Source organism: Segatella paludivivens DSM 17968 = JCM 13650 (genome assembly GCF_000373185.1).
Lineage (GTDB): Bacteria > Bacteroidota > Bacteroidia > Bacteroidales > Bacteroidaceae > Prevotella > Prevotella paludivivens.
The window spans coordinates 1-19,624 of sequence record NZ_KB890686.1 but is presented as its reverse complement, the minus strand read 5'-3'; the positions used below and the strand labels follow the sequence as shown (position 1 = coordinate 19,624).

19 protein-coding genes are annotated in these 19,624 nt (G+C 31.0%); all 19 read left to right on the top strand.

The annotated features are described in order from the left end of the window. Positions 1–3 precede the first annotated feature (3 nt). Positions 4–1,098: a Wzz/FepE/Etk N-terminal domain-containing protein gene (locus B045_RS0113535; protein WP_018464807.1), complete on the top strand. Its 1,095-nt coding sequence runs from the start codon at positions 4–6 to the stop codon at positions 1,096–1,098. Positions 1,099–1,258: 160 nt separating this feature from the next. After that, a complete protein-coding gene (locus B045_RS0113530) occupies positions 1,259–2,227 on the top strand; it encodes a hypothetical protein (protein WP_018464806.1) in 969 nt (322 codons plus the stop codon). A 26-nt stretch (positions 2,228–2,253) separates the two neighbouring features. Beyond that, positions 2,254–3,486: a protoporphyrinogen/coproporphyrinogen oxidase gene (locus tag B045_RS0113525; protein WP_018464805.1), complete on the top strand. Its 1,233-nt coding sequence runs from the start codon at positions 2,254–2,256 to the stop codon at positions 3,484–3,486. Positions 3,487–3,518: 32 nt separating this feature from the next. After that, on the top strand, positions 3,519–4,970 hold the full coding sequence (locus B045_RS0113520) for a lipopolysaccharide biosynthesis protein (RefSeq protein ID WP_018464804.1): 1,452 nt from the start codon (positions 3,519–3,521) through the stop codon (positions 4,968–4,970). Positions 4,971–5,140: 170 nt separating this feature from the next. Continuing rightward, positions 5,141–5,368, top strand: a complete 228-nt coding sequence (locus tag B045_RS0113515) for an acyl carrier protein (RefSeq protein ID WP_018464803.1) — start codon at positions 5,141–5,143, stop codon at positions 5,366–5,368. A 1-nt stretch (position 5,369) separates the two neighbouring features. Next, positions 5,370–6,119, top strand: a complete 750-nt coding sequence (locus B045_RS0113510; protein ID WP_018464802.1) for an SDR family NAD(P)-dependent oxidoreductase — start codon at positions 5,370–5,372, stop codon at positions 6,117–6,119. Between the two features lie 7 nt (positions 6,120–6,126). Further along, the gene (locus B045_RS0113505) at positions 6,127–7,125 is read left to right on the top strand and encodes a 3-oxoacyl-ACP synthase III family protein (RefSeq protein WP_018464801.1); all 999 of its coding nucleotides are present in this window, start codon (positions 6,127–6,129) and stop codon (positions 7,123–7,125) included. Between the two features lie 3 nt (positions 7,126–7,128). Beyond that, positions 7,129–8,130, top strand: coding sequence for a 3-oxoacyl-ACP synthase III family protein (locus tag B045_RS0113500; protein WP_018464800.1), 1,002 nt, complete (start codon positions 7,129–7,131; stop codon positions 8,128–8,130). A gap of 3 nt (positions 8,131–8,133) precedes the next feature. Continuing rightward, entirely contained in the window at positions 8,134–8,871 is a 738-nt protein-coding gene (locus tag B045_RS0113495; protein WP_018464799.1) for a hypothetical protein, read from the top strand. Between the two features lie 13 nt (positions 8,872–8,884). After that, positions 8,885–10,024: a dTDP-4-amino-4,6-dideoxygalactose transaminase gene (rffA, locus tag B045_RS0113490; RefSeq protein WP_018464798.1), complete on the top strand. Its 1,140-nt coding sequence runs from the start codon at positions 8,885–8,887 to the stop codon at positions 10,022–10,024. After that, positions 10,008–11,312 carry a glycosyltransferase gene (locus B045_RS0113485; RefSeq protein ID WP_018464797.1) on the top strand — a complete coding sequence of 435 codons (1,305 nt, stop codon included), beginning with the start codon at positions 10,008–10,010 and terminating at the stop codon, positions 11,310–11,312. Before rffA ends, B045_RS0113485 begins: the two co-directional genes overlap by 17 nt. A gap of 262 nt (positions 11,313–11,574) precedes the next feature. After that, positions 11,575–12,135 (top strand): acyltransferase, encoded by a 561-nt coding sequence (locus B045_RS0113480; RefSeq protein WP_018464796.1) that lies wholly within the window; start codon positions 11,575–11,577, stop codon positions 12,133–12,135. Positions 12,136–12,153: 18 nt separating this feature from the next. Further along, positions 12,154–13,248 (top strand): glycoside hydrolase family 99-like domain-containing protein, encoded by a 1,095-nt coding sequence (locus tag B045_RS0113475; protein ID WP_018464795.1) that lies wholly within the window; start codon positions 12,154–12,156, stop codon positions 13,246–13,248. Between the two features lie 6 nt (positions 13,249–13,254). After that, positions 13,255–14,412 carry an EpsG family protein gene (locus B045_RS0113470; RefSeq protein ID WP_081618645.1) on the top strand — a complete coding sequence of 386 codons (1,158 nt, stop codon included), beginning with the start codon at positions 13,255–13,257 and terminating at the stop codon, positions 14,410–14,412. 5 nt (positions 14,413–14,417) lie between these two features. Next, positions 14,418–15,530, top strand: coding sequence for a glycosyltransferase (locus B045_RS0113465; RefSeq protein ID WP_018464793.1), 1,113 nt, complete (start codon positions 14,418–14,420; stop codon positions 15,528–15,530). 67 nt (positions 15,531–15,597) lie between these two features. Then, entirely contained in the window at positions 15,598–16,776 is a 1,179-nt protein-coding gene (locus tag B045_RS0113460; RefSeq protein WP_018464792.1) for a glycosyltransferase, read from the top strand. Between the two features lie 11 nt (positions 16,777–16,787). Beyond that, complete coding sequence (locus B045_RS0113455; protein ID WP_018464791.1) at positions 16,788–17,924, top strand: radical SAM protein; 1,137 nt, start codon at positions 16,788–16,790, stop codon at positions 17,922–17,924. Continuing rightward, complete coding sequence (locus tag B045_RS0113450; RefSeq protein WP_018464790.1) at positions 17,921–18,904, top strand: acyltransferase family protein; 984 nt, start codon at positions 17,921–17,923, stop codon at positions 18,902–18,904. Before B045_RS0113455 ends, B045_RS0113450 begins: the two co-directional genes overlap by 4 nt. A 50-nt stretch (positions 18,905–18,954) precedes the next feature. After that, positions 18,955–19,624 (top strand): glycosyltransferase family 4 protein (locus B045_RS14765; RefSeq protein ID WP_018464789.1); only part of this gene is annotated, 670 nt, incomplete at its 3' end.

Sequence of the window (19,624 nt, the reverse complement as noted above, 5' to 3'; positions counted from 1 at the left end):
ACAATGGATTTAGAATCAAAAGACACGCAGTCAACGAATATAAATGAGACTCCTGATACGAAGGTCTCAATTGAAAACGAAGAAAATTCTATTGATTTTAAGGCTATATTCGCAGCCTTATGGAAACACAAATTGCTATATATAATAGTGCTTCCTCTGTCAATAGTTATTGGGGTAATATACGCCAAGTCCTTGCCTAAATATTATAAGTGCCAAGTGACTCTTGCTCCTGAACTTGGTGGAGCAACAGGAGGAGGTGCCCTCAGTTCTTTGGCTTCATCTATGGGCTATAAAGTTGGCGGCAGTAAAGCTGATGCTGATGCCATTACTCCTACTCTCTATCCAGATTTAATGAACTCTGTTGATTTCAAGACTAGTTTATTTGATGTAAAGGTGCATCGCATGGATAGCAGCAAGGTAATGACATATTATGATTACCTTCTGTATTATCAGAAGACCCCGTGGTGGTCTAAAATTTTCAGCGGAAAAGATACTATCCGCCGTGAAAAGGTGAATACATTCATGTTGACAAAGAAACAGACAGCAATAGCCTCTGTTATAAAAAATAATGTTGTCTGCGATGTTGATGACAAAACAGGGGTAATAACAATCAATGTTACCGATCAAGACCCTTTGATTGCTGCTACGATGGCAGACTCGGTAAAGACTCGTCTTCAGACATTTATCACAAAGTATCGTACTAACAAGGCTCGCAATGATCTTGAAACCACTAAGAGACTGTGTATAGAGGCTAAGCGTCGTTACGAAAAGGTACGTCAGCAATATGGAGCCTTTAGTGATGCTAATCAGGAAGTAATCTTAGAGAGTGTGAGAAGTAAACAAGAAGACTTGGAGAATGATATGCAGCTCCAGTTCAACAATTATAATACTCTCGCCGCTAGCCTTCAGGCTGCCTATGCCAAGGTTCAGGCAGTAACTCCTGTATTCACAACACTTCAGAGTGCAACGGTCCCTACGCAGAAAGCTGGACCAAAGGGTAGCCTGATTGTTCTCTTATCTCTCTTCGTCGGCATTCTAATACCAACAGTTTACGCATTAGCTAAAGAGGGTGAGTTAAAAAAGTTAGTTGGAATGTAATATATTGTCTAATTGTTAATATTCCAGTGTTGTTTTTTCATGATTTAGTTCTAAAATATAATTATCTAATTAGTAAAGTTTCTACTAATAAACATATAAAAAATGCAGCTATATCATTATAATCGTTTATTTCAGAATATATAATTATACATAATTTAAAATGAATATAAAACAAATTATTTCTAGAAGGTCTTATTTGGAGAAATGTCATGCTTTAGATATTATCTATGAATGGGAAAATGTAATTTCAAAAGAAATGAGTTTATCTATAACAAGCATATCAAAGATTCAAAGAGCATATAAACGTCTTCATATATTTCCAACTCTTCTTACTACATATAAAAATAGTTTATATTATGTTATAAATGCAAGAGACGAAGAATTGTCGATAAATAAAAAAAATATTATTCCATGTATTATTGATTTCTTTCTTAAAGATGAACAATTACAACATTTTTATTCTATACATTCTAACAATAAATTAATATTATTGTCTAGTCCTTTTGATTATGAATATTTAATTGAAAAAAAATGCCCGATTCCAATAGCATTAATGGCTTATTCTTTATCAGATGAATATACTCTGGATAACAGAACTTTTAATAAAAAGTATGATATAGTACTTACGGGTAGGCAAGATCCATTATTATATTCTTTTTTTAAGGAGTATATAAAAAAACATCCTGAAGTTACTTATGTAGAAAGAGGTAAAGGCGATGGTAATGTGAAAAATTTACAGTATTATATTAATGGAACAACATTGTTAGGTGATATAAAAACAAGAAAAGGTTATATGGATTTACTTTCACAAGGTAGAGTGAGTCTATATGGTACTCAAGGTTATGTAATGGATGGCATTACTACCGGCTTTTATCATGTAACCCCAAGATTTTTGGAACAAGTTGCTTGTGGATGTCATATTCTAGCGCATTATCCTGAATGTCCAGATTCAAAGTATTATCAATTGTGTGATTTCTCTCCATCAATAGAATCTTATGAATCATTTGAATATTATATGGATAGAGCTATTAAGACTCCGGTTGATATTTCAAAGTATAACGAATACTTAAAGAAACATTATACCTCAACAAGAGTACATGAATTAATGAATTTACTTAAAACTCTTTAACTATTATCATATATAAAATTTAATTAATGAAATATATTGTTGTTGGTGCAGGTATGTCTGGTCTTGCAATAGCTAATATACTACAGAGTCATGGGGAGGAAGTAGTTGTATTTGAAAAAGACTCTCGTCCTGGAGGTATGGTCAAATGTGACGTAGTGAATGGTTCACTTTTTCATAGAACAGGTGGTCACGTATTCAATACAAAACGTCAAGACGTTATGAATTGGTTTTGGAATTATTTTGATAGGGAGAATGAATTTACTAAAACAATTCGTAATTCAGCAGTTGTATTTAATGATAAATTGGTTGTTCCATATCCTATTGAAAATCATGCGTATTATTTTGATGTTGACACCCAAAAAGCATTTATTGCAGATTTGTTAAGAATTACAAAAAGTACCTCTGCGCCACATAATTTTGAGGAATTTCTGAAAGGACGCTTTGGTGAAACTCTTTATAAATTATATTTTCATCCTTATAATTATAAAGTATGGCGTAGAGATCTTACCAAAGTTCCACTGTCTTGGCTTGAAGGAAAACTCCCAATGCCAAGTGTAGAAGAAATGATTTTTAATAATATGAATCATATAGAAGAACATCAATTTGTACATTCTTCTTTTTATTATGCAAAGAGGGGAGGCTCTCAGTTTTTGGCTGATAGGTTAGCTGAAAATTTAACGATAAAATATAATACTACGATAGATAAAATAGATAAAATAAATGGTATTTTATTGGTAAATGGTGAAAAATGTAATCGTGTTATATTCTGTGGCAATATAAAGTCTTTACCGAAAATGTATGCATTGGGGGCATTTGAAAAGCAGATAGAGGATCTTGAGGCGCATGGTACTACTTCTGTGTTTTGTGAGATAGATAATAATCCATATAGTTGGGTATATTTACCTAATCGTATTCATGAATCACATCGTATAATATGTACAGGTAATTTTTCGGAAACAAATAATGCTGATGGTAAAATGACTGCAACTGTAGAGTTTACAGATTATATTTCTAAAGAAGATATAATAGATAACCTAAATAAAATTTCATTTCATCCTAAGTATTTAGCGCATAATTTTGAGAAGTATACATATCCAATACAAGATAATAATACTCGTAATATGATAAGTAATCTTAAAGATATTTTGGCTAGAGATGGTATTTATCTTCTAGGTCGCTTTGCTGAATGGGAATATTGTAATATGGATGTTGCTATTGGTTCTGCTATCGATTTGTACAAGAACGAATTTTATAAATGAACTATTCTAAAGTATAGACAAATTAAAGAATAATGTCGAAAATTTCTAAAGGCTTTTTTTGGAGTGCAGTTGATTACTTTTCTGTTCAAGGCATATCTTTTATAATAAGCATAATTATAGCCAGGCTCGTTTCTCCTTCTGCATATGGTGTAGTTGTTATGGTTCAGGTATTTATGGCATTTGCTCAATTATTTATTGATGGTGGTTTTAAGGGCGCTTTAATTCATAAGAAAGATAGGACTGATAAAGATTATTATACAGTTTTTATTTTTAATATGGTTATAGCTGTTATATTATATCTTGTTATTTTCATATCATCACCATATATAGCAGACTTTTATCATGCACCTGAACTAAAGAATTTGACTCGTGTTATAGCGTTGAATTTAATTTTTTCAAGCTTGTCTATAACACAATTGATAAAGTTACAAGCTGTTCTTGATTTTAAAACACAGGCAAAAGCCCGTACAACGTCTGTTATTATAAGTGGAGTTATTGGTGTATATTGTGCATACAAAGGTATGGAAGCGTGGGCTTTAGTTATTCAAAGTGTATCAAGCACATTACTTTCCTCTATTATGCTTATGTCTTTTTCTCATTGGATGCCAAGATTTATTTTCTCAATAAAATCTTTTCGTAACTTGTTTGGCTTTGGTTCAAAATTACTGTTCACAGATTTCTTAACTACTTGTTATATCCAAATAACAAATCTTGTCATTGGCAAGATCTATTCGCCTGCACAACTTGCATATTATAATAAAGGATTTACCATATCCATGTTACCTTCAGCTTCCATAATGGAAGTCTTAGGTAGAACAATATATCCGATATATTGTGGCTTGCAAAACAATAAAGACAAATTAGATATAGCTTATAGAAAATACCTTCGTCTTTCTTGTATGGCAATATTTCCGATATTGATTTTAATATGTGTTTTATCAAAACCTTTGATTATAATTCTACTTACAAAAAAATGGGTAGAGGCAGCACCATTGCTTTCAATATTCTGTATCTCTTTTATTACATACCCTTATTTGTACAATTGTGGTAATTATTCAGTAGCTTTAGGTTATGCTGGGTTAAATGCTAAAGCTTCCGTAATAAAGAGAATATTTTCGTTCGTTTTAATCATAATAGCACTTAATATTAATATAACAGCTATTGCTTTAAGTATAGTAATAAGTAACATTATAGAAATGTATATATCATTGAGAGTTGCAAGAACATCAGGTGGTATTACAATATCTAAGCAACTTGGATTTACAAAAGATTTACTTGGTATTTCAATTTTGACAGCATTAGCTATATATTTAGTACTATTGATATTTGATAATTATTATCTTCAATTTATTATAGGAGGATTTGTTGGTTTAGTTGTATTTATAGGTTCTCTTTTTATTTTCAGAATAGAAGAGAATGAATATCTTAAATTAGAACTTTGTAAGTTTTATGATAGATTCTTTTGTAGAAAGCACATAATTTGATGTAGATAATTATATTATTGTTTGAAGTTGGTAAAAATATCATAATAAGTTAATATAGAAACAAACGTAGGTTTTTCTGTATAAAATATAAAGCATTTAAAAATTATGAATGATAAATATAAATTTTAGGATAAGATTACAAAAATCGATTATAAATTAAAGTATATATTATGGAATTACAAGATTTTATTGCAAAATTTGCTCAACAGTTTGATGATACAGACGAGTCTGAAATAACAGCAGAAACAGTTTATTCAGATCTAGATGAATGGAGCTCATTAACGACTTTGTCTATTATTGCTTTTATTAAGACAGAATATGGCAAAAGTATTACAGGAAAGGAAATACGCACATGCAGCACGGTTCTAGATTTGTTTAATTTTGTATCTTCGTTGTAATATGGATAATCCGTTTTCTTTATTTGGTAAGACAATCCTTGTAACAGGGGCTTCTTCCGGTATAGGACGTGCTATTTCAATAGAATGTTCAAAAATGGGTGCACGTGTAATTATTACAGGAAGGAACAAACTTAAATTGGACGAAACTCTATCTATGATGGAAGGTAATCTCAATAAGAAAGTTATTGCAGATCTTACTATAGAAAAAGAGGCTGAGGCTTTAGTGTCTCAACTTCCTCATCTTGATGGTATAGTCCATAATGCAGGTGTCGGTAGTCGAGTATTATGTAAAAATATAAACATGATAAATCTGACTCATGATTTTTTGCCTAATACTTATGCTCCAATATTGTTTCAAGCTCTATTACTTCAGCATAAAGTAATAAATAAAAACTCATCAATAGTTTTTATATCTTCAATTGGAGCAAAGCATCCTAATATTGCTAATTCTGTTTATAGTGCATCTAAAGGTGCTATTGTATCTTATGCAAAATGTCTAGGATTAGAGCTTGCACCACGTAAAATTAGAGTTAATTGTGTTTGTCCAGGAATGGTTTGGACAGATTTAATAATACAAGATGGTGTTACAAAAGAAGATTTGGAAGTTTTGCAAAATAAATATGCACTAAAGCGTTATGGTAAACCAGAAGATATTGCGTATCTTGTATTATATTTGTTATCTGATGCAAGCAGCTGGATGACAGGTAATGCCATAGATATATCTGGTGGTGGCGAAGGAATTTTAACATGAACAAAAGATGAAAGCATATATTAAAGCGATTAGTTATTATCTACCTAAACGTATAGTAACTAATGAAGAAATACAAAATGAATTTCCGTCTGAAAATATAGAAAAAATAGCTAAATCTTTAGGTATTTGTGAAAGACATATATCTGATGATGGAGAAACTGCAAAAGATATGGCTGTAAATGCAGCAAAGCAGTTGTTTAAAGATAATAAGATAGATACTAATGACATAGATTTTGTTTTATTCTGTACTCAAAGTCCTGATTATCATTTACCATCTACTGCTTGTATTATTCAAAAAGAATTAAATCTACCAACAACTTGTGGCTCTTTTGATTATGATTTGGGATGTTCAGGATTTGTGTATGGGCTATCTATAGCAAAGGGATATATCCTAGGGGGAATGTGTAAGAATATTCTTTTACTTACTGGTGATACAATACAGATGTACATTAATAAGAAGGATAAAGGAAATCGTATGTTATTTGGAGAAGCAGCTAGTGCAACATTAGTCTCTACTGACGGCTTTGCCGAAATATGTGATTTTTCTTTTGGAACAGATGGTTCAGGTGCTCAAAATATAATTGTTGAATCTGGTTGCGCACGTAAGCAAAAGATTGTTGGTGACTTAGGAATTGATGAAAGTGGTGCTTTTCAATCATCGGATTTTTTCTATATGAATGGTTCTGAGGTATTTAGTTTCACATTGGACAAAGTTCCCGTGCTAGTAAATAATGTATTAGTAAAAAATGAATTAAATGTGAACGATATTGATGAATTTGTCTTTCATCAAGCTAATAAATTTACTCTTAATTCTATACGAAAGATTTGTGGCTTTGATAAAATTAAATTTTATAATGATGTCACTGATGTTGGAAATACTACGTCATCAACAATTCCAATTGCTTTAAAGAGATTTCTTGAAAAAGATAAAACTGCAAAAATAATAATGTTAGCTGGATTTGGTATAGGTCTTTCTTGGGCTGGGTGTATTATTAAATTGAACTGATAAATGAAGGCTTTTATAAAAGGAATTAGTTATTATTTACCTAGTGCAATTGTTACTAATGAAGATTTAGTTAATGATTTTCCTGAGTGGAACGTGGAAAAAGTTGCAGCAAAGGTTGGAGTTGATTCTCGACATTTAGCTGCAGCTGATGAAACGGCTGGCGACATGGCAGAAAAAGCAGCTATTAATTTGTTTAAAGAATATAGTATTAATCCCCAAAATATTGATTTTATTTTACTTTGTACCCAAAGTCCTGATTACCATTTGCCATCAACTGCATGTTTACTTCAACATAAACTAGGAATACCAACTTCAGCTGGTGCTTTTGATTATGACTTAGGATGCTCTGGCTGTGTGTATGGTATGGCAATAGCTAAAGGGCTAATTTATGCTGGTATAGCAAAGAATGTATTATTACTTACTGCGGAAACGTATACAAAATATCTTCACCCTAGTGATAAGAGTAATAGATCTATTTTTGGAGATGGTGCTGCTGCTTGTTTGATTTCAACAGATGGATTTGCAGAAATCGGTGAGTTTGTTTTAGGTACGGATGGAAGTGGTGCTGATATGTTAATAATACGGTCTGGTGGAGCTCGCATGAAAGATAAGACTAGTAAAGTTCAGCTTGATGAGGAAGAACACTATCAATATGATGATTATCTATATATGAATGGTAGCGAGATTTTCAATTTTACATTGGATGCCGTGCCTGAATTGTTTAAGCAGATATTGAGAAAAAATAACATCAAAAAAGACGATGTTGACTATTACGTCTTTCATCAAGCTAATAAGTTTATGTTAAATACGATTAGGAAGGTGTGTCAATTGTCTAAAGATAAGTTTTATATTAATTTGAGCGAAACAGGTAATACTGTATCTTCTACAGTTTTAATTGGATTAAAGGATTGTCTTGTTCACAAAAATATCATACCAGGAATGCATGTGATGGTCACAGGATTTGGTGTAGGCCTAAGTTGGGGGGGGGTAATACTTAAATTTTAATTCATGAAAATAACTGATTGCTTTTGGGAAAAGAAAAATCTTGATTGTTCAACTGTTGAAGTTGTATTAGATAAAGGTGAAAATATAACATTAGATGATATTAATTATCTTGAAACAAATTTTGAATATATTGTAGTTAAGGTGCCTGTTAATCAGCCAGAAACTAATATATTACTCTCTAACAAAAATTTCACTTTCATTGAATGTCAATTTAGATTGTTAAAAAAAATAAAAAGTTTTGATAGCAATGATTATTTAATAGAATTATTAAAATCAGATTTGGATTTTAGAATTGTTGATTCACAAGATGATTTTAATAAATTAATTGCTAGTGTGACTGTAAATATGTTTTCTACAGATCGGATTTGCATTGATCCTGTTTTTGGTCCAGAGATAGGGACAAAACGCTACATAAACTGGATGAAAGATGAATTTAAAAATAATACATCAATTTTTATTGTAGCGAGCAAACAAAATAACGATATTGGATTTGCCATGGCTAAAGATGATGAAAATAATTTAGATGGATTGTTAGGTGGCATATTCCATGATTTTCAAGAGCAAGGTTTAGGGTTGTTAACTCCTTCTTTTCTCTTCCTTGCACAGGACGTTTTAAAGAAGAAATACAAAAATGTTGTAACTAGTATTTCGTCTAATAATGCTCCTGTTGTGCAATTATATAATTATCTTAATTATAAGATTATAAAAACAACATACGTGTTTGTAAAACATATAAATTAAATATATATACAGTATGATACCGTTTAATAAACCTTTTCTTACAGGAAAAGAAGCTCATTATATTTATCAAGCCGTTTATGCTGGCAAATTGTCTGGTAACGGTGAGTTTACAAAAAAATGCCATGATTTTTTTGAAAGTCGATATGGTTTTAAAAAAGCCATATTGACAACATCTGGCTCGGATGCGCTTGAAATGGCTGCAATTTTATGTAATATAAATCCAGGTGACGAGGTTATAGTACCATCTTACACTTTTGTATCTTCTGCACTTGCATTTGTGAGAGAGCGTGCTAAAATAGTTTTTGCTGACAGTTGTGATGATAATCCCAATATAGATCCAGACAAGATAGAATCTCTTATAACAGATAAAACTAAGGTTATAGTTGTTGTTCATTATGCTGGTGTTTCTTGTGATATGGACAAAATCATGGATATTGCTCATCGACATGGTCTTTTTGTGGTGGAAGATGCTGCACAAGCTATTGATTCATTCTATAAGGGACGCCCCTTGGGAAGTATTGGTGATTTTGGCTGTGTTTCTTTTCACGAAACGAAGAATGTTACAGCAGGAGGCGAAGGTGGACTTTTGATAGTAAATGATGAACAATATATTCGTAGGGCTGAAATAATTTGGGAGAAAGGTACTAATCGTGCAGAATTTTTCCGAGGAATGGTTAATAAGTATGGTTGGGTTGATACTGGATCTTCTTTTTTGCCATCAGAAATTAATGCTGCATTCCTTTATGCTCAATTAGAGTCACTTACAGAAATTCAAAATAGGCGTAGAGATATATGGAATGCGTATAATAATGGCTTAAAAGATTTAGCTTTAGAAGGTTTCGTAAAATTGCCCAATATTCCTTCATATGCAACAAATAATGCACATATGTTTTACATGACATGTCGTAGTTTGGAAGAAAGAACTGAATTGATTGCATTCTTAAAAGAAAATGGGGTATTGGCTGTTTTTCATTATTTAAGTTTGCATCTTAGCGAGTTTTACAAGCGACATAATAATATTATTCCTAATCTATCAAATTGTGATAGGTTTGCAGATACTCTTATTCGACTTCCTCTGTTTTATGAACTAAAAAACGAAGAAGTAGAATATGTTATAAATGCGATTAGGGATTTCTATGAAAAAAAACATTAAAAATATACTGATTATTTCATCTGCTAATCCTGAGTCTGGTCCTGGGGTCTTGGCAAGAGATGCAAAAAATGCATTGGAAAATGATAATCTAAATGTTGATGTGTTAACACTATTTGAGGTTGAAAATCATAGTGAATATAAGTATATTTTAAAGAACAATAAATTCTGTTTATTTACATATAAATTATATCAGCGCTTATTATCAATTATACCAAAACAATTTGGACCTTATTTCTTATTTTATAAAAACGAGAATTGTCCTCCAGTTCCTTCATCACTAGTTATAAAATCAATTAAAAGAGAATATGATTTAGTGTTGATAAAGTTCTGGCAGGGAATGTTAAGCTATAAAACAGTATTTGCAATTCATAAGAAGATTAAATGCCCGATCTTCTTCGAATGCGTTGATTATGGTCCTTTTGCTGGAGGTTGTCATTTTCCAGGAAATTGTCAAAGATACAAAATTGGATGCGGTAAATGTCCCGCAATATGTTCTAGTAACGAAAATGATTTTACGCATTTCAATTTCTTGTTTAGAAAAAAGGTAATCAAAGAAATTAATCCTTTGATTATTGCTAATACATACATGTTTAAATGGTTTAATCAATCGGAGATAATGAATGGACTCCAACATACAGTTTCTTTTCCAATTATATTAGAGGATATTTTTAAGCCTATGGACAGAAATCTATTAAGAATAAAATATTGTATTCCTGAAAATAAACAATTTATACTATTCTTTGGTAGTCAATCTATTACTGATGAAAGAAAAGGTATGAGTTTTTTGATTGAAGCTTTTGATTTTGTTTCAGCAAAGCTAACAAAAGATGAATGTTCTAAATTTTACTTGCTTGTTGCAGGTAATGAATCTAAAGAAATATTGAACAAATTGAATTTTGAAGGAAAAGGACTTGGTTTCTTACAAACAAATGACTTGGCCGAAATATATGCTTTATCAGATTCCTTCTTAAGCCCGTCAATTAATGATGCAGGTCCAATGATGGTGAATCAATCAATATCTTGTGGAACACCTGTTATTAGCTTTGAGATGGGAACTTGTATTGATTCCGTTAAAGATAAAAATACTGGTTTCTTAGCTCCGTTGAAAGATTCTGAAGCTTTTGCAGAGTGTATAATTAAAATGTTCAGATTGTCGCCTGAAGAGAAAAAAAATATGAGAGAATGTTGTCGGTTAGAAGCTCTGAAAACTACATCAAAAAAGGCATATGTAGATTCAGTGAAAAAATCATACAATGACTATAATGAGCGAATACGCAAAATGATATAGTCAATAAGATAAAATATCATGTTAAGTCGCATACATAATACTAAGAATAATGTAATTAAGAACAGCCTTAATACTTTATTGCTTGGGAAATATGCTAAGAACAATCCTTAATCAAAGTGTTTCTTTTGTATCTGATTTTAGGCCATATCGGCTTTTGAATTTAGGACTATGACAAATTAATGTATATATAAATACAATGCGTTATTTTAAAAAGATAATAAAAATATTTATACATGTTGTAAGTATAATTTATACTTACAACATGTATAAGAAATACAAATATTTACAACAAATTCTTTTCAATGAATGGATAAAGCATTTTGTTGGTTTTATTGGTGATGGTAGTTCTCTTGCCCCCGGAATTCAGTTTCAAGGTGGTGGTCAACGAAATATTTATATTGGAAATAACACATGTATAGCTAAAAATTGTATATTGGGTTGTTGGAAGGAATATATTAATGTCATATATAACCCAAGAATTATTATAGGTGATAATTGTTGCATTGGTGAGTACAATCACATAACATCAATAAATGAGATAATAATAGGAAACGGTGTCTTAACAGGCCGTTATGTCTATATTTCTGATAATAATCATGGTGATTGTGAATATAATACGTTACTACAGCAACCATTAAAGCGAGAGTTGAATTCTAAAGGAGCTGTACATATTGGAAATAATGTATGGATAGGAGATAAGGTTTCTATTTTATCTGGTGTTAAAATTGGAGATGGAGCTGTTATTGCTGCTAATGCTGTCGTTACCAAGGATGTTCCTGCATATTCTGTTGTAGGTGGGGTTCCTGCAAAAATAATTAAATAATTAAGATACTGAATCTATATGAATAAGAAAGCACGAGTTATAGCATATTATCTCCCACAATATCACCCAATTCCAGAGAATGATAAATATTGGGGTAAGGGTTTCACCGAATGGACTAATGTTGGTAAAGCAAAACCTTTGTTTAAGGGACATTACCAACCTAGAGTTCCTGCTGATTTAGGTTATTATGATTTGCGTAATGGTTGGGTTAGAGAGCAGCAAGCAGAACTTGCAAAGAGTGCAGGGATTGAAGGTTTTTGTTATTGGCATTATTGGTTTGGCAATGGAAAAGAACTTTTGGAGCAACCTTTTAATGAAGTTGTTGATAGTGGATCTCCTGATTTCCCATTTTGCTTGGGATGGGCAAATCATGATTGGGCTACTAATACGTGGACTGCCAATGGAAATCGAAAAGAGATAATTGCAAAAATGGATTATCCAGGAGAAAAAGATTATATCTTGCATTTTGATAAATATTTAAAAGCCTTTAAAGACAAAAGGTATATCAAAGTTGATAATAAATTGTTATTTGTAATTTATGCACCAATGGATATGCCTGATTTTGAAAAATTTAAGGAAAAATGGAACGAGTTGGCTTTAAAAAATGGTCTAAATGGTTTCCATTTTGTAGGTATGACGACAGGATGGACAAAAAATTACCAAAAAGTTTTGGAGATGGGACTTGATGCCATAACGCCTTCTAATTTATGGTATGCAGAAACTAAGGTCAACGGATATTTTAAAAAAATGCTGACGCATAAGTTGCGCCAATTATGTCCATGGCTATCTCCATTAAACAAGTATAAGTATAAAGATATTATTAAATTTTTGTTTAATGATTATGATAGAATGGAATGTTCTTATCCATCAATTGTTCCTAATTGGGATAGATCACCTCGAAGTGGAAGGAATGCTGTGATATACACAGGCTCTACTCCTGAATTATTTAAGAAACATGTTATTGAGGCGTTAGAAATAGTGAAAAATAAAAAACCTGAACATCGTATATTATTTTTGCGTTCATGGAATGAGTGGGGTGAAGGTAATTATATGGAACCCGATTTAAAATTTGGTCATAAATATTTAGATACATTGAAAGAAATTATAGGTTAGTGTAATATGGATATATTGACTTTTTTTGTATATATGTTTCTCATGTTCTTTATAATAGAATGTGGTATTATATTTCGCCAAAGTGATTATCTTATAGATAAAAATGGAAAGCAAACCATAAATATGCAACCAAAATATGCAATGTTTCTTTTATTATTTGTCTATATATTAATAGTTGGATTCAGGTATCAAGTTGGTGTTGACTATCTTAATTATGAAAGTTGGTATAATATATATTGTAAGACGGACAAGTTTCCTGTTGAGGGACAAGATAGAGGATATTTGTTGTTAAATTATATTGCTAAATTATTAGGGATGCCTTTTACTTTTATTAATATAATACTGACGTTTTTGATAATTATACCTGTAAGCAAAAGCTTAAAATTCGCAAAGTTTTTATATCCACTTTTCTTTTTCTTTTATTTTACTATAATCTTTAATGAAAGTTTAAATGTAATGCGTCAAATTGCGGCTTTCTTTTTATGGTTTTATGCTTATTGCTTATATTTTAAAAAGTCAAATAAAAAGAAAATATTTAGTATTGCTCTTCTTGGTTTCTTCATTCATAAATCATCAATATTGTCTTTAATATGGTTACCATTTATAAAGTTAGATCTATTTAAAAATAAATATATAACATTAGGTATTTTATTATTATCATGTGTTCTTGGATCCGTATTCTATAGCGATTTTAAAAATATCATGATGGCTGGAGCTGGTTTGATGGGCGGAAATATTGCCGATTATAATGATAGTTGGAGAATGCAACAATTCGAATTATATTCAGCTGCTAATCAAGGAGAAGGTATAGCAAAAAACTTATATTTAGTAATAGATTTTTTTCTAATATTATCGTCAACTCAGCTCAAAACAGTATATAATAAATATCATTTTTCTTTTTTCTATAATTTATTTGTCATAGGCGAAATTTTAACACCTATAGTTTCTGCTAATACAATATTTTTAAGGGTTAATTATTATTTCAGTTTGCATAAAATTATAGTAATGAGTTTTTATTGCCATTACCTTTGGAATAGTAAAAAACATTTAATTATTAAAAAAAGCCTTTTGTTTAGTATTTTGTTTATATATTTCTTCCTCCATATTAGACATATAATTAACAATGATGCTATTAATCATTATCAGTCAGTTTTCTTTAATTAAAAAATATGAAAATTTTAGAAATTATAATAGGATTAACGTCTGGTGGAGCAGAAAGATTTGTTGTTGATTTGTGTAATCAATTTACAAAAGAAGGACATTCTGTAACATTACTTACTTTGAAAGATCTTAAATATGAGAATTATGGATTCTATTTAAATGATATCCATAAGGAGGTACGTGTTGAATCATTAGGTCTAAGAAAATTTGGACCAACTATATTCTTTAAGTTGTTTAAGGTAATTAATAATAAACAAGTTGATATAGTTCACATGCATTTGGCTTCTGTTCCTTTTTTTTGTGTTTTGCCTCTTATATTTCATAGGAAAGCAAGATATTTTGTGACATCTCATAACCAAGCAGAGTCAGAAAGGGGTAACATAAGATTTCTTATAAAAAAGATATTGTTTAAATTTAAGAGATTTGAACTAATTGGTATTTCTGATCAGAATTCAACTTCTCTATTAAACGTTTTTGGAAAGAGGGCAATTGCTACTATTTATAATGGTAGGGAGCTATTAAAAGAAACGGATAAATTTTTTGAGGTAAAAAAAATTTTCGACAACTATAGAAAAACGGGAGTTTCAAATATTTTTGTTTCTGTATGTCGTTGTCAACCTCAAAAAAATATCCCAAGACTTGTACGGTGTTTTAATAAGGTTATTAGTAAATATCCAGATACATTGTTGTTAATTATAGGTGGTGGTTATGATAATGAAATTGGGATCCTTGCAAAGAAAAGTGCATGTAGTGGTATTATATTTCTTGGATTAAAACATAATGTTGTAGATTTTTTCAAATGTGCAGATTTTTTTACGTTAAGTTCTGATTATGAAGGTATGCCAATAACATTAATTGAGGCTCTTAGTGTCGGATGTATTCCTGTAGGAACACCTGTAAGTGGGTTTAATGACATTATTAAAGATGAGGTAAATGGGTTTGTTGCGCATGATTTTGGAGATGATTCATATATTAAGGCAATAGAAAATGCAATAAATAATAAGCAAAAAATTAATAAGGATTTGCTAATTAGTACATATAAGGAAAAATTATCGATAGAATCTTGCGCAAATTCGTATATAAAATTGTTTGAATTAAGTAAATATTCTAAACAAGTATAATATATTCCATAGTCCAAGTTAGGAGATGTTAAATAGAATCAATTGGGTGTGATAAATTATAAATTTAATGAGAATAATATTAGCAAATAAATTCTATTATCATAGAGGTGGAGATTGTATCTATACGATTAATTTGGAAAAATTGTTGAAACAGCATGGTCATGATGTAGCTGTGTTTGCGATGAATTTTCCAAATAATATAAACACTGAATGGAATAAATATTTTCCGTCAGAAGTTAATTTTAAATTTGGTTTAGGTATGATTGAGGCTTTTATGAGGCCTTTTGGAACTTCTGAGGTAATGAGAAAGTTTGCAATGTTGCTCAATGATTTTAACCCAGATGTAGTACATCTCAATAATATACATTCTCAATTGTCTCCAGCGATAGCAGAAATAGCACATAAGAAAGGTATTAAGGTAATTTGGACACTTCATGATTATAAACTATTATGTCCAAGATATGACTGTTTGCAAAACGGAATTAAAGTGTGTGAGAAATGTTTTGATGACAAGCATAATGTTTTGCGTTATAAGTGCATGAAAAATTCAGTGATAGCTAGTTATTTGTCTTATTTTGAGGCAACAAAATGGAATCGTAAAAAAATAGAATCAATAACGGATATCTATGTTTGCCCAAGTAAATTTATGGCAAGTAAAATGAATCAAGGAAAATTTAGTAAAAAAAAGCTTTTTGTTCTAAATAATTTTATTGATATAAAGAAATGCTATAGAGAAAATTATAGCAGAAAGAATTATTATTGTTATATTGGAAGGCTGAGTGAAGAGAAAGGTGTTGAAACACTAATCAATGCAGCGAATAGTTTGCCATATAAACTAAAAGTAATTGGTGATGGACCTTTGCGTCAAGAATTGGAAAGATTATCTACAGCAAATAAAATAGAATTTGTCGGTAAGAAAGATTGGAATGAAATAAAAGGACTTGTAGGCAATGCAAGATTTATCGTAATACCATCTGAATGGTATGAGAACAATCCTTTGTCAGTAATAGAAGCCTTATGTCTTGGAACCCCCGTTCTTGGTGCAAACATTGGTGGAATACCAGAACTAATAGATGAAAGTTTCAATGGAATGTTGTTTGAAAGTCGTAATGTCGAAAATTTGCGTTGTAAGATTGATGAGATGTGGAATGCGTCATTTCAGTACGCTGAGATAGCAAAAGTTTCTCAAGATAGGTATAATGCAGAAAAGTATTATGACGAAATTATGAAAATATATAAGAATTAATTAGGTGTGTTATGGATAAAAATATACATGTACCAACAGATGCAAGTATCATATTGACTTATCGCTGTCCTATGCGATGCGTAATGTGTAATATATGGAAAAATCCTACAAATAAGAAGGATGAGATTAGGGCAGAAGATTTGAAAAGCCTCCCTAAGTTGAAGTTTATTAATTTGACAGGTGGAGAACCTTTCATTCGTGAAGATATAGCTGATATCGTTGAGGAATGTTATAAGCATACCGATCGTATTGTAATTTCTACTTCAGGTTGGTTTGAAGATAGAGTTGTGGCTTTGGCTAAACGTTTCCCAAACATTGGAATAAGAATATCTATAGAGGGATTAAGCCAAAAGAATGATGAATTACGTGGGCATAAAGGTGGATTTGATAAAGGACTTCGTACGTTATTGACATTAAAGCACATGGGACTTAAGGACATAGGCTTTGGCTGCACAGTATCAAACAATAATTCTAACGATATGCTTTCGTTATACCAGTTGTCACAGTCTTTGGGTTTGGAATTTGCTACTGCTGCTTTTCATAACTCTTATTACTTCCATAAAGATGATAATGTGATAACAAATAAAGAAGAAGTAACTAATAACTTCAAGCAACTTATTGAATGGCAGTTAAAAGAAAATCATCCTAAGAGCTGGTTCCGTGCGTGGTTTAACATGGGACTTATCAATTATATTCATGGTGGTAAACGTATGTTACCCTGTGAGGCAGGTAGCGCTAATTTTTTTATTGACCCATGGGGGGAAGTAATGCCATGTAATGGTATAGCTGAACCTATTGATGTTAGAGAAATGAACGATCAATCTGCTACAGAAAATAATGCATCATCAACTCCTAATCATGGTACTCCATTATCATGGAGTATGGGTAATATACACGACAAGCCATTTATGGAAATATGGAACAGCGAACAAGCAGAACAAGTTAGAAGTATGGTTAGACGATGTCCTAAAAACTGTTGGATGGTCGGTACTGCTAGCCCTGTTATGCATAAATATTTAAAATACCCAGCAATGTGGGCTTTGAAAAATAAGCTACGTAGTATGAATGGGAAACCTGCATGTCTTGATGCTCAATGGTGTGATGTAGGTCAGGATTCATGTCAAGGTGATTTAAGAGATAGATTATGAAATCAAATAAAATAGCGTGGTTATCTGTTCTGCAGGGATGGGCTATGCTGTTAGTCGTGTTAGGTCATATTGATTTAAATAATGAAATAGTAGATCCTGAACATCCTTTTGTAAATTTAATACATTCAACAATATATGGATTTCACATGCCCTTGTTTATGTTTATATCTGGATACTTATTTTATATAACAAAAATAAACAAAGAAAAGTTATATGGAACGACCATTTTAGCTAAGTTTAAAAGACTTTATATACCAATGATCTTTTTTACGTGTGTCGCATTATTACCTAAAGTAATATTGCCAACACTTATGAAGCATCCTGCGGATATATCCTGGAGTTACTTTGTTGATGTTTTCATTTTATATAAAACAAATCCATTAAGTGAAATGTGGTTTGTTGTTTCTTTGTTTATTTTGATGCTTTTATATCCAATATATAAGTCTGCAAATCATAACAAAGTGTTAGAATACATAATACTTGTAGTTTCTATTATACTATCAGTTTCAAATATACAATGTAAATATTTCCAGTTAGGGCAAGTCTCTTATATGTTATTTTATTTTTATAGTGGGATCTTAGTTTCAAAATACAAGTGGTATGAATATGCACAAAACAAATATGTATTAATTTTGTCGTTAATGTTATTTGTTGTTGTTAATGTTGAACTTCCGATTGTACCTATTGTTCGAAATTTGGTTGGGATAATATTCTCTTTTTCACTTTGTCAAAATTTATGTAAATTTTTCTCTAATCTATTCTCTTCATATAGAAATTATACCTATCAAATTTTTCTTATGGGCATATTTTTCCAAATGGGAGTTCGGTATTTATATTTATATAGTGAAATTAAATATATTGTTCCTTTTTGGCTATTATACGTGTTTAGTATTTTTGTAGGGATATATATACCAGTATTAATATCAAAAGGAATTAAGAAGATAAATAATAGTTGTATTAATCTTTGTTTTGGATTATAATGAAGATATTTGTTACGGGTACACGTGGAATCCCTAATATAATGTGAGGAGTGGAAACACATTGCGAGGAATTATTTCCTCGCAATGTACGTTTAGGGGGAGATGTAACTGTCATTAGACGCCGTAATTATGTTAATGATGACTTGAAAGTGTGGAAAAATGTGAAGCTAGTTAATATAGAATCGCCAAAGAAAAAGTCTTTAGAGGCGATTGTTCATACTTTTAAAGCTATTAATTATGCTAAAAGAAACGGTGCAGAAATACTTCATGTGAATGCTATTGGTCCAACATTACTTGTACCTTATGCTAAATTGTTAGGAATGAAAGTTGTTTTCACTCATCATGGACCAGACTATGATCGAGATAAGTGGGGAATTGCTGCCAAGACTATTCTTAAGCTAGGTGAGAGAATGGGATGTATGTTTGCCGATGATGTGATAGTTATATCAAATGTTATTAAAGATTTGATATCAAAAAAGTATAATAGAACAAAGAGCGTTCATCTAATTTATAATGGTGTTCCTCAACCTGATATTTGCCACAATACTGAGTATTTCAATAAATTAGGAATAGAAGAAGGTAAGTNTGTGCTTGGTATGTGTCGTTTTGTTCCTGAGAAAAATCTTCATCATTTAGTAGAGGCTTATATAAAGTTGAAGTCACAATCAAATAGTTCTGATTTTCCTAAATTAATTCTAGCTGGTGATGCTGATTTCGATG